The sequence below is a fragment of the Campylobacter concisus genome, assembly GCF_002913045.1.
Classification (GTDB): Bacteria; Campylobacterota; Campylobacteria; order Campylobacterales; family Campylobacteraceae; genus Campylobacter_A; species Campylobacter_A concisus_AP.
The window spans coordinates 50,501-66,511 of the sequence record NZ_PPAF01000035.1; the positions used below are offsets into that span (position 1 = coordinate 50,501).

At 36.4% G+C, this 16,011-nt stretch carries 16 protein-coding genes; 3 read left to right on the forward strand and 13 right to left on the reverse strand.

Going from position 1 to position 16,011, the window contains the following annotated elements; genetic code table 11:
- The first annotated feature begins 19 nt into the window (after window positions 1-19).
- The 3 genes from ccsA to CYP43_RS04220 are packed head-to-tail and all read left to right on the forward strand — an operon-like array spanning window position 20 to window position 4,101.
- Complete coding sequence (gene ccsA, locus CYP43_RS04210) at window positions 20-3,115, forward strand: cytochrome c biogenesis protein CcsA (RefSeq protein WP_103582600.1); 3,096 nt, start codon at window positions 20-22, stop codon at window positions 3,113-3,115.
- A 57-nt stretch (window positions 3,116-3,172) separates the two neighbouring features.
- Entirely contained in the window at window positions 3,173-3,547 is a 375-nt protein-coding gene (locus CYP43_RS04215; RefSeq protein WP_258032158.1) for a fatty-acid--CoA ligase, read from the forward strand.
- Between the two features lie 53 nt (window positions 3,548-3,600).
- Complete coding sequence (locus CYP43_RS04220; protein WP_258032159.1) at window positions 3,601-4,101, forward strand: hypothetical protein; 501 nt, start codon at window positions 3,601-3,603, stop codon at window positions 4,099-4,101.
- Between the two features lie 111 nt (window positions 4,102-4,212).
- Here CYP43_RS04220 and CYP43_RS04225 read toward each other — a convergent pair whose 3' ends face one another.
- From CYP43_RS04225 to sstT, 13 genes are all read right to left on the reverse strand, one after another.
- Window positions 4,213-6,045, reverse strand: a complete 1,833-nt coding sequence (locus CYP43_RS04225) for a peptidoglycan D,D-transpeptidase FtsI family protein (protein WP_103582602.1) — start codon at window positions 6,043-6,045, stop codon at window positions 4,213-4,215.
- A gap of 7 nt (window positions 6,046-6,052) precedes the next feature.
- On the reverse strand, window positions 6,053-6,346 hold the full coding sequence (gene fliE, locus CYP43_RS04230) for a flagellar hook-basal body complex protein FliE (protein ID WP_021090507.1): 294 nt from the start codon (window positions 6,344-6,346) through the stop codon (window positions 6,053-6,055).
- Complete coding sequence (flgC, locus tag CYP43_RS04235) at window positions 6,346-6,846, reverse strand: flagellar basal body rod protein FlgC (protein ID WP_103582603.1); 501 nt, start codon at window positions 6,844-6,846, stop codon at window positions 6,346-6,348. Before flgC ends, fliE begins: the two co-directional genes overlap by 1 nt.
- Window positions 6,847-6,854: 8 nt before the next feature.
- On the reverse strand, window positions 6,855-7,289 hold the full coding sequence (gene flgB, locus CYP43_RS04240; protein ID WP_103582604.1) for a flagellar basal body rod protein FlgB: 435 nt from the start codon (window positions 7,287-7,289) through the stop codon (window positions 6,855-6,857).
- Between the two features lie 62 nt (window positions 7,290-7,351).
- Window positions 7,352-7,948 (reverse strand): thioredoxin, encoded by a 597-nt coding sequence (locus CYP43_RS04245; RefSeq protein ID WP_103582605.1) that lies wholly within the window; start codon window positions 7,946-7,948, stop codon window positions 7,352-7,354.
- Between the two features lie 8 nt (window positions 7,949-7,956).
- Window positions 7,957-8,409: an SsrA-binding protein SmpB gene (gene smpB, locus CYP43_RS04250; protein WP_035142320.1), complete on the reverse strand. Its 453-nt coding sequence runs from the start codon at window positions 8,407-8,409 to the stop codon at window positions 7,957-7,959.
- A 14-nt stretch (window positions 8,410-8,423) separates the two neighbouring features.
- Window positions 8,424-9,167, reverse strand: a complete 744-nt coding sequence (locus CYP43_RS04255; protein ID WP_103582606.1) for a 4-(cytidine 5'-diphospho)-2-C-methyl-D-erythritol kinase — start codon at window positions 9,165-9,167, stop codon at window positions 8,424-8,426.
- On the reverse strand, window positions 9,164-9,394 hold the full coding sequence (gene csrA / locus CYP43_RS04260) for a carbon storage regulator CsrA (RefSeq protein WP_021090864.1): 231 nt from the start codon (window positions 9,392-9,394) through the stop codon (window positions 9,164-9,166). Before csrA ends, CYP43_RS04255 begins: the two co-directional genes overlap by 4 nt.
- On the reverse strand, window positions 9,388-10,209 hold the full coding sequence (gene truB, locus CYP43_RS04265) for a tRNA pseudouridine(55) synthase TruB (protein ID WP_103582607.1): 822 nt from the start codon (window positions 10,207-10,209) through the stop codon (window positions 9,388-9,390). The genes csrA and truB overlap by 7 nt, the downstream gene beginning before the upstream one ends.
- Window positions 10,206-12,275 carry an ATP-dependent helicase gene (locus CYP43_RS04270; protein WP_103583034.1) on the reverse strand — a complete coding sequence of 690 codons (2,070 nt, stop codon included), beginning with the start codon at window positions 12,273-12,275 and terminating at the stop codon, window positions 10,206-10,208. Before CYP43_RS04270 ends, truB begins: the two co-directional genes overlap by 4 nt.
- 51 nt (window positions 12,276-12,326) lie before the next feature.
- On the reverse strand, window positions 12,327-12,776 hold the full coding sequence (locus CYP43_RS04275) for a hypothetical protein (protein ID WP_103582608.1): 450 nt from the start codon (window positions 12,774-12,776) through the stop codon (window positions 12,327-12,329).
- Between the two features lies 1 nt (window position 12,777).
- On the reverse strand, window positions 12,778-14,499 hold the full coding sequence (locus CYP43_RS04280) for a M3 family oligoendopeptidase (RefSeq protein WP_103582609.1): 1,722 nt from the start codon (window positions 14,497-14,499) through the stop codon (window positions 12,778-12,780).
- Between the two features lie 88 nt (window positions 14,500-14,587).
- Window positions 14,588-15,955 (reverse strand): serine/threonine transporter SstT, encoded by a 1,368-nt coding sequence (sstT, locus tag CYP43_RS04285; protein ID WP_430622337.1) that lies wholly within the window; start codon window positions 15,953-15,955, stop codon window positions 14,588-14,590.
- Between the last annotated feature and the right edge of the window lie 56 nt (window positions 15,956-16,011).

Sequence of the window (16,011 nt, forward strand, 5' to 3'; positions counted from 1 at the left end):
TATAAATAAAAGGAAGCAGATGTTAAATCCAAAATCATTATTTTTAAGTATGGGCTCAGCTATCGTTTTGATGATAATCTTTGCCATAGCTAGCGGAGCCGCTACGATAATAGAAAGTAAAACTAGTACAGAAGCTGCATGGTACTATGTTTATGGTGCCAGCTGGTTTGCTATCATTCAACTACTGCTTGGTATAAATTTGACCTATAATATCTTTAGATATAACTTAATCGATCCAAAAAAACTCCCTTCGCTTACCTTTCACCTTGGTTTTATCGTTATCTTAATCGGTGCTGGTATAACAAGATATCTTGGCTTTGAGGCTGATATGCATATAAGAGAAAAAACTCAGTCAAATATCGTTACGACAAAAATATCCTATTTAAATTTAACCGCATTAAACGATAATGGAGAAGAGATAAACGCTGCTTTGCCACTAGGAATTTCTGATGCAAAAAAAGGTTTTGATCTAAAGCTAAAAATAGCAGATAATGAAGCTAATTTAAAATTTAAAGAATTTGTGCCAAATGCAAGTTATAAGTTTGTGGATGATAAAAACGGGCAACCAGTAGTGGAATTTGTGGTTTCAAACGAGAGTGAAAGTGAAGAAATCTTCTTGTTAGAAGAAGAGGAAGCAAGAGTTGCAGATATTAGTTTTATCTTTAATGCTAAGCCAGACGAAAGCAAAAAATATGTGCTTTTTAAATTAGTGGATGGAAATTTTACAGTTACTTCAAATACTGATCTTTCAAAATTTACAATGAGTGATAGCTCAAAAACTGAGTTAAAAGCTGGTAGTGTAAATGATTTTGGCATGGGCAGTCTTTATACTATTTCAAATATAAATTTTGCTCCAAGATTAGTTTCAGCTCATGCCTCAAGGAAGCTAGTTAGCACAAAAGATAGCGAATTTAACGCCTTGATAGCTGAATTAAATTATAAAGGCGAGAGTAAAGAGATGCATATTTTTTATAACCTAACAGAGCCTTCACGCTTGGCTGTGGCTGGACAAAAATTTAACGCTTCATGGGGTGCGCAGCAAGTTAAACTCCCGTTTAGCCTATACTTAAAAGACTTTGAGCTTAAAAGATATCCTGGCTCAAATTCGCCTATGAGCTATTCAAGTGAAGTTATTGTAAAAGATGATACAAACATGTCAGGGCTTGACTATAAAATTTATATGAATCACGTGCTTGACTATGATGGCTATAGATTTTTCCAAAGTTCATACGATACAGATGAAAAAGGAACCATTCTCTCTGTCAATAAAGATCCAGGTAAGATACCAACTTATATCGGCTACTTTCTACTTGGGCTTGGATTTGTGTTAAATGTTATAAATCCTGGTAGCCGTTTTAGAAAACTAGCTAAGTTAATCGATAATGAATCGACAAAAGGCAGTAAAAAGTTTGTTGCTCTTATTGCCATTATGCTTTTAAGTTTAAATTTTAGCTCATTAAAGGCTGAAGACTTTTTGCCTAATATCAGCAAAGAGCACACACAAAAGCTTTCTAGACTTATTGTGCAAAGCTCAGATGGTAGAATGAAGCCATTTGACACTCTTAGTAAAGAAATTTTAAATAAAATACATAGAAGCGAGAACATAAATAGCCTAAACTCTAATCAAGCTATGCTTTCAATAATGGTAACGCCTGATTTTTGGCGAAGTGAAAAAATTATCTCACTTGGACAAAGCAAGGAGCTAAAAAAAGAGCTTGGCATAGATGAAAATGCAAAATATGCAAGTTTTAATGATTTTTTTAGAGCCACAAAAGATGGCGGAAGTGAATATAAACTTACAAAATTTGCCGAAATTGCTAATCGTAAGCATCCTGGATCACGCAATACATTTGATAAAGATGTGATAAAGATCGACGAGAGATTGAATGTTTTTTATATGATATTTATTGGTGAAATTTTTAAAATTTTTCCAAAACAAGATGACCCGTCAAACTCTTGGTATTCGCCTGCTAGTGCAATGATGTACTTTCCGCCTAAGGAGGTCGATCTAGTCATCAATATGATGAGAGAGTATTTTGCAGCAGTTGATGCGGCAACAAAAGATAGTGATTGGAGTAAGGCTGATGCTGCACTTGATAAAATTTCAGCCTATCAGCAAAAGTACGGCTCTGCTGTAATGCCAAGTGAAGAAAAGATAAATATAGAAATTTTGTTTAATAAAATTCAAATTTTTGAACGATTGACGCCGGTTTATCTTTTGGCTGGCCTTGCACTTTTATTTTTTGTTTTTGTTAAAATGCTAGCTCCAAATGTTCAGATAAATGGTATTGTAAGGGTTGTATATATTGTAAATTTACTAGCTTTTCTTGCTCATACTGTTGGACTTGGACTTCGTTGGTACATTGCTGAGCATGCGCCTTGGAGTAACGCTTATGAATCAATGGTCTATATCGCTTGGGCTTTAGGATTTTCTGGTATCGTCTTTGCAAAACGTAGCCCTATCGCTCTTGCTCTTACGTCTATATTGGCTGGTGTTACATTATTTGTTGCACACCTTAGCTGGATGGATCCGCAGATCACTACACTTGTGCCAGTGCTTCAAAGCTACTGGCTAACAATACATGTTTCTGTCATTACTGCAAGTTATGGATTTTTAGGGCTTTGCGCGTTACTTGGTGGCTTTACTCTATTACTTATCATTTTGCAAAATAAGAAAAAGCCAAATCCAGAAATTTCTCGCAATATCCTCGAAGCCACCCGCATAAATGAGATGGCTATGATACTAGGACTTAGTTTACTTACTCTTGGAAATTTCCTGGGCGGTGTTTGGGCGAACGAGAGTTGGGGTAGATATTGGGGCTGGGATAGCAAGGAGACTTGGGCATTAGTTTCGATACTTGTTTATGCCGCAGTTCTTCATATAAGATTTATTCCAAAGCTAAATAACCAGTATGCATTTGCAGTGGCTTCATTCTTTGCTTATTGGTCGATTATTATGACTTATTTTGGCGTAAATTTTTATTTAGCTGGTATGCACTCGTATGCAGCTGGCGATCCATTGCCAGTGCCTGATTTTGTCTGGATTAGTATCGTGATAATGGTGCTTATGAGTATTTTGGCATTTACAAAGCGATCACTTTGCTCAAGGCTTTAGATGCTAATAAAAGGTCTAATAGTTTTCTTTATTGTATTGCTATTAATTGCAATTTGTGTGTTAATCTATATACTTTTAAGAAATAGGGATTATAGCACCGAAACAAAGGAGCTTGTATTAGAAAAAGAAGAGATAACGATCGAAAAGCTTGAAAAGCTTGCGGGTGATAATAATTTAAGCAAAAACGAGCTTTTCGAACTTATTCAAATCTTTGTAGGGAATTTTAGTATACCAGCTAAAAATAACCAAGTCATGCCAAAAGAGGCAAACAACTATATAAATTTCATAATTTTGATCTGCTCTCATAAAAATTCTGATGCAAAGCTCATCAGTTTTTTAGATAAAGAGGCTAAAAAGAAAAATCCAAGCTATATTGTCGAGATAGAAGAGAGTGAGAAAATCGGCATAGAAAATCGCAAAAATCGTAGATAAATTTATTTAAAAAAGTGTAGTTAAAATATCTTAAAATTAAATTTGGTATAAAAATGAGTTCTTATGATATTGATTCTATGTATGTGATATTTCTTATTTTCTTTTCAATCGTATTGCCAATATTTTTGATAATCCCAGCAGGTAGATATAATATAAAGGTTTATGCGAGTAATTTTGATCTAATCGGACTTCATCTAATTTTTCCAATCATTATATTACCTACTTTGGTAAGTGCTTTTATTTTAGTTTGTAGCTTTTTAAATATTTCAGATTATGCTGGTTTAAGCTTTGTATTCTATGCTTTTTTGATTCTAATGATGGCCTATATAATTTATGGTTTTTATGTTTGTATCAGATACAACTACGGCTTTTTTCATTGTATCGTAGCGCTTTTCTTAAGATTTAATTATGTTATGCCGCTTATTTATCTGCTCTTTTTAGGCGGAAAAAACTACAAAGATGACAAAGAGATAACTTCTAAAAATATTAAAGACTTAAAATTTTTTGATCAGTTTAGATTTTCCATTTATAATTTAATTGCTATTAGAAACTAAAAGTATTTTAAGAGCATTAAAGGTTTTGCAATTAGAGAAAATGCCAAAAAGCAAGAGAAATTTTTATATTTAGCTTTTGCTTAGTTTTTATATCTTTCTTATCCTTAAATTTTAGTCTAAAGCAGGCTTTTGTTTTGTCTTATCGTTTTTAAGCTTATCTTTTTTGGCTTCAAACTCAGCTATTACATTTGCATCAGGAAATAAATATCCATCTTCAACCATCAGATCAACTGCTTTTTTAAACATAGGCAACGCACTTTGAGCGCCGAAGTAGTAGTAAGGTCTTTTAGGATCCCTTGCTAAAACGCCTATTGTGTAGCTATTGCCTCTTGTATCATTTACAAAGCCAAAAAATGAGCCATTGTAGGTATTGCTGTATCCACCACTACCTGAGGCAATGTGTGCAGTTCCAGTCTTGCCACCTATCTCAAGCCCTGGCGTAAAGGCTTTTAGTCCAGTACCTTTCTCAACCGTTTTTATTAAAATTCTCTTCATTATCTTTGCGGTTTCTTGTGATATAACTTGAGATGGCTCGGACTTTGGCAAATCGTATCTTTTTCCATTTCTCTCTAAGTAGGCAACCATGTGAGGAGTAACTTCAATGCCTTTATTATTAAATGTATTATAGGCTTTTAAAAGCTGCATAAATGTAGCTTGCAAGCCGTATCCGTAGCTCACAGTCGCCTTATATGTCGATGAGTTTAGCTTTGTAACTGTTGGCATCATACCTACTTGCTCATAAGGTAGATCTATGCCTGTTTTTCTTGAAAAGCCAAAATTTAAAAGTCCTTGATAAATTTGTGGCCCATTTAAACGCTCAACAAGCTGAATCATGCCGATGTTTGAACTGTGCACGATTATATCTTCAGCGCTCATAAAAGGCTCTGGATGGGTATCTTTGATCATCCTTTTGCCAAGTTGGTATCGGCCATTATAGGTATTTACAAGCTCAAATGGATTTACTTTTTTCTCCTGAAGTAAGATAGAAAATATAAATGGCTTAAAAACTGAACCAACTTCATAAGCATATTCACTAACGGTAGAGTTTAGAGCGCTATAATCTTGCTTTCTTATGTTTGAAGGATCATATCTTGAGCTAGAAGCTAGAGCTAAAATTTCTCCATTTTTGCTATTCATTATGCATATGACTAACTCTTTTGCATCTAGAAATTCACGCTTTTCATCTAGAATTTGCTCTAGTTTAGTTTGAAATTTTAATGGTATAGAGAGCACCGCATTGTAGCCATCTACTCTTGTTGCTAAATTTGAGTCACTTGTTAAAATGATATTATTTCCAATATCACGAGGCCCTAAAATTTTTGCATTTTGTATAGGGGCTAAATAATCTTCATAATATCTCTCAAGACCTTTTACGCCTTTGCTTTTTGTAAGTGCGTCACTTTCAGTTTTGCTCACGTAGCCAATAGCTGGTGTGAGGGCATCTTTTGACATAAATTTACGATTTTGTCCGCTTTCCATTACTCTCATGCCCTGAAATGAAGCAAGTCCTGTTTTTGGATCAAGGTATGAAACCAAAATGCTCTTGCGATTTAGCTTTCTTGAAAGCTCTTGAAGGTAGGTAGCGCCCTTTGCATCAATACTATATGAGAGCGTAACGATACCTTTTGTGCCATTTATGATCTTTCTTACTTTGTTTGGATCGTCGCCACTGTAAAGCGAATATAGTTTGATAAACATCTCTTTTTTATTAGGATCGATGTTTCTAGTATCAAGCATCACTTTGTAGAGTTTTTGGCTTGAAGAGATGCTAAAGCCATCTTTTGTGATTATATTGCCACGAATTGCTGTGTTTATATCGCTTGTTTGAAGCCTAGGAAGCTTTCGCTCGATACTTGCTCTATAAAATATGACAAGTACAAATATTGAAATTCCAAAAGTAATTAATAAAAAAAGTATGGTTATTTTTGATTTTCTGGAATTCATTAATGACTTAAATTTGTGTTCTAGAAATTTCTTTATAAGCGCTTAGTGCTTTGTTACGAATTTCTAGCATAAGCTTCATGCTAGTCTCTGCTTTGCCTATCGCAATAGCAGCTTGGTGTAGGTCTTTTACCTCGCCAGTTGCAAGGTCGGCTATGGCCTTATCTGCATTGATTTGGACTTTATTTAGCTCTTTTAAAGAGTCATTTAGAGCATTTTCAAAGCCGCCTTCTTCGCCTGCTTTCGCTATTTTATTTGAATTTTCATTTTTATTTATTTTGTCTAAATTTATACTATTTATCATTATGCTTGTCCTGAAATAAGTGATATCGCACTTTGTGCTATTGTTTTTGCATTTTGAAAGGCTGCTACGTTTGCTTGGTATGCCCTTGTTGCTTCAAGTAGGTCAGACATCTCAATGACCGGATTTATATTTGGAAATGCGACGTAGCCATTTGCATTTGCGTCTGGATGGCTCGGGTCATATTTTAGCTGAAAGTCCTTATCGTCACGCACCACTTTATCCACGATCACGCTAGTTAGGGTAGGGTGAGCGTTTCTTGGTGAGCTTGGGTCGTCGAGTGGATTTTCATACTCGAGTAGACTTTGTGCGCTTTTAAGCTGATCGTTTAAAATTTTATCAAAATTCATCTCTTTAAAGATGACCTCTTGCCTTCTATATGGTCCGCCTTCGGCCGTTCTTGTGGTTTGAGCATTTGCTATGTTTGAGCTGATGACGTTCATTCTGAAACGTTGTGCGCTTAGTCCGTATCCACTAATATCAAAATCATTTAAGTATGACATCATCTCTCCTAGTTCTTAGCGCTTGCGTCTATTACGTTTTTAAAGATATTACTTTGAGCCTTGTAGGCGTTATCAAGGGCGTTTATCATAACTGTGTTTTTACCCATTTCTGTTGTCTCAACATCAAGATCAACTGTATTTGCGTCATTTCTAGCCATGTGACCATCACGCAAGAAAATTTGAGCTGTGTCGCTTTTTGGAAAATCAACTGCAGCCATATGCGCTTCGTTTGTCTTAGCAAGTTGTAGTTTTTTTTGGCTTGAAGTGTTATAAATTTCATTTGCTTTTTCTTTTAAAACATCTTCAAATCTTATATCTCTAGCTTTATAAAATGGTGTATCAACGTTTGCAAGATTGCCAGAGATTAGTTTTTGGCGTAGTTCTCTGCCTGCAAGAGCTGATTCAACAAGTGGGCTAGATTTTGATTTATCTAAAACAAACATTTAAAATCCTTATGAAATTTCATATTTTTATAAGCAAACGATGTTCCAAATATAGGGTAAATTTATTTTGTCTCATAAATTTTTGCCAGATCTTCTTTCATTTTTGTGACTTTTATACCACCAAGATAGTATTTTACCCCGTATTGTCCGCTATCTACGTCTGTTAAAATTTGATATTCGCCATTTTTTATCACGACCTTAAAAGGTAGTGCGATCTCGTGTTTATATTCGATGTCTCTTACGATTTGCTCGGCAAGTCTGTCATTTATCTTTTGATCGTTTGTTATGAAATAATAAGCATTAAATTTTTGCATAAATTCGTGCAAAACATACTCATTTGTGATATTTTCAAAATGAGTTAGTCCAATTAGTGTAAATTTATCTTTGTTTTCAAGCTGATATTTTGTAAGCTCAGCTGCCTCTTTTTGACAAGGCGGGCAAAATGTGCCAAAAATGTCGATCATTAAAACCTTATTTTCATCATTTTTGATAGCAAAGCCGCGGTCTTTTCGAACTAAAATAAGCTCTTTGCCGTTTACGTCTATAAGCTTAACCTCTTCGTTTGGACTAAATTCTTTAAAATTTATACTACCGCTCTCGTCCTCATCGCAACCAAAAAAAGCAAATAAAGTGATTATTAAAACAAGCAAATTCTTCATCTTATCCCTTAAACGTATCTTTTTATGGCAGCTCTTGCCTCTTTGTCTGCCTCGCGTCTTTTTAGAGTCTCGCGTTTATCGTGTAAATTTTTACCTTTTGCAAGGGCAAGCCTTGCTTTTACGATGTTTTTATCGCTTAGATAAAGTGCTAGGACAACTAGTGTCAGCCCATCTTGTGAGACTTGACCGAAAATTTTATCGATCTGCTTTCTATGCATCAAAAGTTTTCTGGCTGCTCGCTCATTTGGACGAAATGCGCTATGTGTGGTCTCAAGATAGCTGATATGTGCGTTTAATAAAAAAAGCTCGCCCTTTATGACGCGCACAAAGCTATCTTTTAAATTTGCTCTGCCAGCCCTCAGTGCCTTGACCTCGCTACCTTTTAAAACGATGCCGGCCTCGAAGGTTTCAAGTATGCTAAAGTCATGCAAAGCTTTTTTATTTTTTGCTAGATCTTTTATCAAAATTTTACCTTTTATTTTATGCTAAATACGCTACTGCCGCTACCACTTAGGAATTTATCTTTAAACTCATTCATTTGTGGATAGAGCTTAAAGCATGGGGCAAAAAGATCGTTTAGCTCCTCGTTTTTATAAATTTCAAGTAGCTCTTTGCTTTTTAAATTTTGCATCTTTTTTGCAGCATTAACGTCTATGTATTGTAAGAAATTGCTTCTAAATTCTTGATAAACCATCGGTGTGGAGCAAAAAACATTTGGCGTGAAGATATTTAAATTTGGCACTTCATCGTTAAAATCTTCTATGATCTCGCCTATGCCGCTTACATTTGCTGCCTTGTAGCCACTTACGAAAAAAGCTACATCTGCACCGATTTTGGAGGCTATTTGCATCAAATTTTCATGTTTTATATTTAAATTTAGTTCGTCATTTACCATTAGCAAAAAGGTGGCGGCATTTGAACTACCTCCACCAAGGCCCGCACCAATTGGGATATTTTTGTTGATGATGATTTTATGAGAGCTAAAAAACTCGTCGAGCTCGTTTGAAAAGCCGGCTCTTTTTAGCTCATCTGCCGCTTTTTGGATGATGTTATCTTTTATATCGTGGTTATTGCATTCTATGGCAAATGAATTTGACTTTTTAAAATAAATTTCATCAAAAAGTTGCTCACAGAGGATAAAACGCGATAAAATTTCGTGGTAGTTGCCTCTAGTGCCAACTACCTTCAAAAAGACATTGATCTTTGCAAAGCTTTTCATTTCTCGATTTTTTTGGCTAGCTCGTGGATATCGGCTTCGCTTGCAGTTTTTGTGGCATGGATATTTTCGTTTTTGATATCGTTTGCTAGTTCGCTTCTTAGTATCATTGTATTTCGTGGCGCTTCTATACCGAGTTTAACAGTATTTTTTGAAATATTTACTATGACAACTTTTATGTCATTTCCTATTAAAATTTCTTCATTTTCTTTTCTTGCTAGGATTAACATTTTTCAACCTTATTTAGAGTGTAATTTATAGTATCATCCGTGATTTGGATTACGCTCATAAATTTATCATAATTTAGCAAATAAATTCCTTGCTTTTGTGTTTCAAAATCGTTAATTTTTAATTTCTTACCATCAAGAATATCGTTTATATCCCCAAAGTATGTATTTCCCTGAATATTTAAAAAATCACAAATATTCAAAAATTTTTCATTTTCGTAGCAAAATTTACCTTCACTTATCCTTTTTAATGAGCTTAAAGTTACATTATAACCAAGCTTTTTTCCAAAAATTTCTGCATACGAACGGATATAACTTCCTTCGCTTACGCTTAGACGAATAGTTAAAAATGGGTGCGAATAGTTTAAAATTTGGCTATCAAAAATTTCCATTGTTTCTGTCTTTAGCTCAAATTCTTCGCCGTTTCTAGCTAGCTTATAGGCTCTTGTGCCATTTACGTGCTTGGCGCTAAATTTTGGCGGGATGTAACTTATTCTGCCAGTCAGCTCGCCTCTTATGGCTTCAAGTTTTTCTAAATTTATCTCTTTTACATTTGAAATTTCAGTGATATTTTCATTGTCCATGCTCGGACTACTCGCCCCAAGCCAGATCGTAGCTTCATAGACTTTTGGACTTTTATCTAAAAATCTAAAAAATTTCGTATATGAGCCAAAAGCGACTATTAGGCAGCCACTCGCAAATGGATCAAGTGTGCCTGAAAATCCAGCCTTTTTAACGCCGTATTTTCTCTTTAGTCGCCCTAAAAAGTGGTTTGAACTCATGCCAGCTGGCTTGTTTGCCACGAAGATGGCGTTCATACGGCCTTTTCCACGAAGCTTGACATTATCTCTCTTACATTGCCACCAAAATTTATAGTTAGCTTAAACTCTTTTTTGATCTTGCTAACCGCGCTCACCCTGCCAATACCAAAAATTTTATGCTTAACCAAGTCGCCTTTTTTAAATTCATTACTCTGTTCGATGACTAGCGAGCCATGCGTGATACCGCTCTCACTTAAAAATCTACTCTTATTTAGCCTCGTGCGCTGACCCTTGTAAAAGCGCGAATTTGCAAAGCTTAGGCTAAGTGTCTTTTTGGCTCTTGTTATCGCCACGTACGCAAGCCTGCGCTCCTCTTCGATGTCGCTACCGTCGCCAATGAGCGGGAAAAATCCCTCTTCAAGGCCGATCACAAAAAGGTGCTCAAACTCAAGTCCCTTGCTCGCATGCACGCTCATGATGCTTATAGCCTCGTTGCTAATGCCGTCTTGCTCGCTTGTTAGCGTGATCTCGTTTAAAAACTCTTCTAGATCAAAGCTTGGATTTTGCTTGATCTGATCTTTTAAAACAGCGTAAAACTCGTCGATGTTCGCCGCTCTTTCAGCACCATCTGGCAAGCTCTCGTAGTATTTTTTCACGCCAAATTTAGCTTCAAATTTATCTATGAGGTCAAAAACTGAGCTGCTTTCTTGAAGCTCTTTTAGGCTGTTCGCAAACTCAACAAGTGCCGATTTCACCTTTTTACTAAAGGCTTCATCGTTATCAGAGATATTTGAGATCGCCTCGTAAATGGAAATTTTGCCCTCAAATGCCATTTTTTCAAGCTTATCAAGACTCACTTTGCCTAGTCCTCGTTTTGGGCGATTGATGATGCGCCTTATTGAAAAATCATCGTTTGGATTGTTTATCAGTCTTAGGTAGCTTATGATATCTTTGATCTCGGCTCTTTCGTAAAATTTAACTCCACCGACCATTTTATAAGCGATCTGCTCTTTGTTTAGCCCATCTTCAAGCGAGCGAGAGAGCGCGTTTATGCGATATAAGATCGCAATATCTTTTGCCTGCACACCTTTGCTTAAAAGCTCTTTTATGCATTTTGCGATCTTACCAGCCTCAACGCTCTCATCAAAACTCTCTATCAAATTTACTGCTTCGCCTTCGCCTTTTGTGCCCACAAGCTTCTTGCCAAGGCGGTTACGGTTATGATCTATCAGCTCGTTTGCAGCCTTTAGTATCGCCTCGCTTGAGCGGTAGTTTTTCTCAAGTCTAATGATCTTTACGTCTTTAAACTGATCTTTAAAATTTAAGATATTATCGATCTTTGCGCCGCGCCAGCCGTAGATACTCTGGTCATCATCGCCCACGACGCAGATATTTTCGTGGCATAGACAGAGCTTTTTTAGCAGTTTATACTGAAGGTCGTTTGTGTCTTGATACTCATCGACCATTATGTATTTGTAGCGGTTTGAAATTTCTCTAGCAAGATCTTCGTTTTCGTCTAAAATTTTATAAGTAAGCCCCAATAAATCGTCAAAATCAACAAGATTATTTGTTTTGAGATAATCTTCATATTTTTCATAAATTTGAGCAGCTTGTTTGTAAAAGTTATCCTTGCTCTTATCAAATGAAGAGAAATTTGCGTTTTTATAGACTTCTTCGACGCTTAAAAGTGAGTTTTTATAGTTTGAAATTTCACTTGATAAAATCGCCGTGGCAACTGGACTTTCAAAGCTTTTGATGATACGTTTTTTATCGTCTGTGTCGATGATGACAAAGTTATTTTTTCTGCCAAGCTTTTCTATGTAGAGCTTTAAAAACAAAAGTCCAAATTTGTGAAATGTACAAAGTAGTGGCGAGTAGTTTTTGCCACTTTGGCTTAGCATCGCCATGGCTCTACTGCGCATCTCGTTGGCGGCTTTGTTTGTAAAAGTAAGAGTTAGTGTATTTGCCGCGTCTATACCGACCTCGCCGATGAGGTAAGCAAGCCTAGTTGTGATCGTCTTTGTCTTGCCGCTACCAGCTCCTGCAAGTATGAGCATCGGACCATCTATATGAGTAGCTGCTTCACGCTGGGCTTCGTTTAAATTTGATAGTAATTTTTCCATTTTTTGCTTTTTAAATTTTCTTTTGATTTTAACCAAAAATGCTTAAAATTACTATTTTTTCTTAAATATATCTTTATTTTTAGGATTTTGTAAAAAGACTGAAACCGATTTTTTTGTGTGGTCTGCTTGCTTCTCTTTTGGCTTATGAATAGAAAAATTTACAAGGATCGGGCTATTTTCAACCAAAATTTGAACCACTGCACCGAGCGGAAAGGAGACCACAGAGGCAAAATTTTCACTACCAAAGCCAGCCTCAAAGCTAAGCTCATCTTGCGTTAGTTTCGCACTCTCAAGCGTATAGCCACCAAGTGAAAACATAATGACTGGCATATTAAAGCTTCTACTTATCTCATCTGGCAAGCTTGGCTCAAAGCTAACTAGTGGTAAATTTGCCATAACTGAGAAATTTAGCCCCTTTTCAAGCAAAAAATCAATGCACTCATAGACGTGCATCTTCATCAAAAGCGCAAATTTCTCATCGTCTAAAATTTCGTCTAACATCTTAATCCTTTGAAATTTCTAAAAACTCATCTACTAGTTTTTTGACCTCGTTTATGCCTATCTGCCAGAAATTTTTATCATCTATATCAAAGCCAAATTTACCCACAAGCTCCCTTGGGCTAAGACTCCCGCCAAGGTTCAAAAACTCGGTGTAAATTTCGACAAAATTTTTACATTTACCGCTTTTATAAAGCCCAAAAAGTGCAAGTACAAGAAGCTGCGCGTAAGAGTAAGCGTAGCAGTAAAATGGCGTGTGGATGAAGTGCGGGATGTAGCTCCACCAAATTTTGTAGTAGTCATTTAGCGTGACACTTTTGCCAAACATCTTTTTGCTCTCTCTTAGCCAAATTTTATTTAGCTCATCTAGGCTGATCTCGCCTTCGTGTGCGTGCACAGCCCTTTCAAAGGTGGTGAAATTTATCTGGCGGTAAAGCGTGGCAAATATATCCTCGATCTTGCCAGCGAGCAGTGAAATTTTCTCTTTTTTGCTAAGGCCGTCTTTTACGTGGTCAAAAACTAGCATCTCACAAAAGACTGAAGCCGTCTCAGCCGTGGTTAGCGGAGTGTCTGAGTTTAGGTAGCTTACATTATAAGAGAGCTTTTGATGCACGGCGTGGCCAAGCTCGTGAGCTAGCGTGAAAAGGTCTCTTCGCTGGTTTGTGTGATTTAGCAAAATATAAGGGTGCGTGTCGCTTGATCCAGAGTGAGAAAACGCGCCACCTCGCTTGTTCGGAGCTGGATAAACGTCGATCCAGCCGTCACTAAAGGCGCTTTTGGCTATATCGCCAAATTTAGGTGAAAATGTCCCAAACGCCTTTAAAACTATCTTTTTGCACTCATCAAATTTATACTCGCCCTCACTGCTAAGAGGCGCGTATCTATCGTAATCATAAAGCTTTTTAAGACCTAAAATTTCTCTTTTTCGCTCGTAAAATTTAGAGACTAGGTCAAAATTTTTCTCAGTTACAGCAATTAGCGAATCAACGCTTTTTTTACTGATTTGATTTTCAAGGTGTCTTGGCTCTTCAGGGAGCTTGAAATTTCGTAGCTCGCAGCTTATTTTTAGATCAGTTTTTATCATATTGTATATGTAGCCAAGAAGGTGCTGGTGCTTGCTAAGTTCGTTTGAAAGGCTCTTAGCGGCTAGTTTTCGCACGCTTTGATCGTTGTCATGAAGCTTGGCTAAAATTTCCTCTTCATTTAAAAGCTCACCTTTAAATTTAAACCTCATCTTGCTCATGCTCTCATCAAAAAGCCTCGAAAAGCCCTCAGCCCCAGTGCTTGCAGTGCGAAGCAAGACTCTTTCTTCGGCAACGCTTAGTTGGTGTGGTTTTGCTTTAGCGAGATTGCTTAGATAGTAGCCATATTTTTTAGAGCTTTTGATAATTTCTTCTTGTTTTTTAGGGCTAAACTCATTAAATTTGATCTCAAAAAATATCAAATTTTCATTTGCTTTTGTTGCTATCTCATCGATCTTTGCGTAAAATGCACCCTTGCTTGTATCTTTGGCAAAATTTAAAAAAGCATAAGTCATTACTTTTGAAATTTTAGCTATTAAATTTTCATATTCGCTAAATGCCTTTAAAAACTCGTCTGTTTTTAAATTTTCATAACTTTCAAGGTATTTATCTTTAAATTTCTCGCACTCTTTTTGTAAATTTAGTGCGTTTTGCTCGCACTCTTTTTCGTTTGCAAAAAGTGCTTTTAGATCCCAAATTTGCATATTTATCCTTTAAATTTTTGGGACATTTTACAAAAAAATGGATAAAAGTAAAATTTCAGCCAAAATTTAGCTGAAATTTTATTGAAGGTTAGTTTGAAGTCTCTGATGCCACGGCTGTAAAAAGCACGTCTGATGAGCTATTTAACGCAGTTTCAACTGAGTCTTGGATGACGCCTATTGTAAAGCCAACTGTGACAAACTGCATGGCGATGTCGTTGCCGATACCAAAAAGTCCGCACGCTAATGGCACTAAAAGAAGTGAGCCGCCAGCCACACCAGATGCGCCGCACGCACCAAGAGCTGAGATGAAGCAAAGAAGTAGCGCATCGCCAAATGTAACTGTGATAGATGGGATAGAATTTACCGCAGTAAGCGCTAGGATGCTGATGGTAACTGCTGCACCGCCCATGTTTATGGTGGCACCTAGTGGGATCGAGATCGAGTAAAGCTCCTCTTTTAGACCAAGCTTTTTGCAAAGTGCCATATTTACAGGGATATTTGCGGCCGAGCTTCTTGTAAAAAATGCTGAAATAGCGCTCTCTTTTAGGCAGATCATGACAAGTGGATAAGGATTTTTTCTAGTTAATACAAAAACCATGGCTGGATAGATGATAAATGCGACAACAAGCATTGCTCCAACAAGAACTAAAATCAGTTTTAGATATCCTGCAAGTACTTCAAATCCAGTTTCATGAATGCTAATAGCTACCATACCAAAGATGCCAAATGGAGCTAGTCTAATGATAAATTTAACGATATGAGTCACACCATCGCTTATGTCTTTAAATACTTTTTTGGTCTCAGCTGTGGAGTTTCTAAGTGCGATACCACTACCAACCGCCCAAGTGATTATACCTATATAGTTACCATTTGCTAAAGCATTTATCGGGTTTTCAACCATTTTATAAATGAGATCTTTTAAAACATTAGTAATTCCCTGAGGCGCTGACATATCAGCACTTGCAAGACCTTTTAAAGAAAGCTCCACTGGAAATAAAAAACTAGCAATAACTGCAACAACGGCTGCTAAAAATGTACCAATTAGATAGAGTGTAATGATCTTTTGCATACCTTTTGTATGACCAAAATCTCTTAAAATGATGGATGTTGCCACTAAAACAAAGACAAGAATTGGTGCGATAGCTTTTAAAGCGCCTTTGAATAAATCGCCTAAAACTGAAGCTGAAGCTGCGATAGAATCGGCTGAACTAGCTTTTTCTTTGGCTTCGTTTAGCTGCTTGGCTTCATCTTGACTAAGGTGAGTTTTTATAACTTCATCTACGCTCAAACCACTTTCGTTTTGAATAGTTTGAATTTTAGCTGAGATCTTGTTATAAGGAGCTGCTTCGTAGTGTGTGTAAAAGCCAACTAGGGCACCTAGGATGATACCAACTAAAATTTGAATTATCAAATTTCCATCGGCGTATCTTCTTGCTATGTTTTTAAGCATATTCATTTGACACCTTAATAAATTAGTTTTTTGTTGATTTTAGCTAAACAATTTTTAAATAT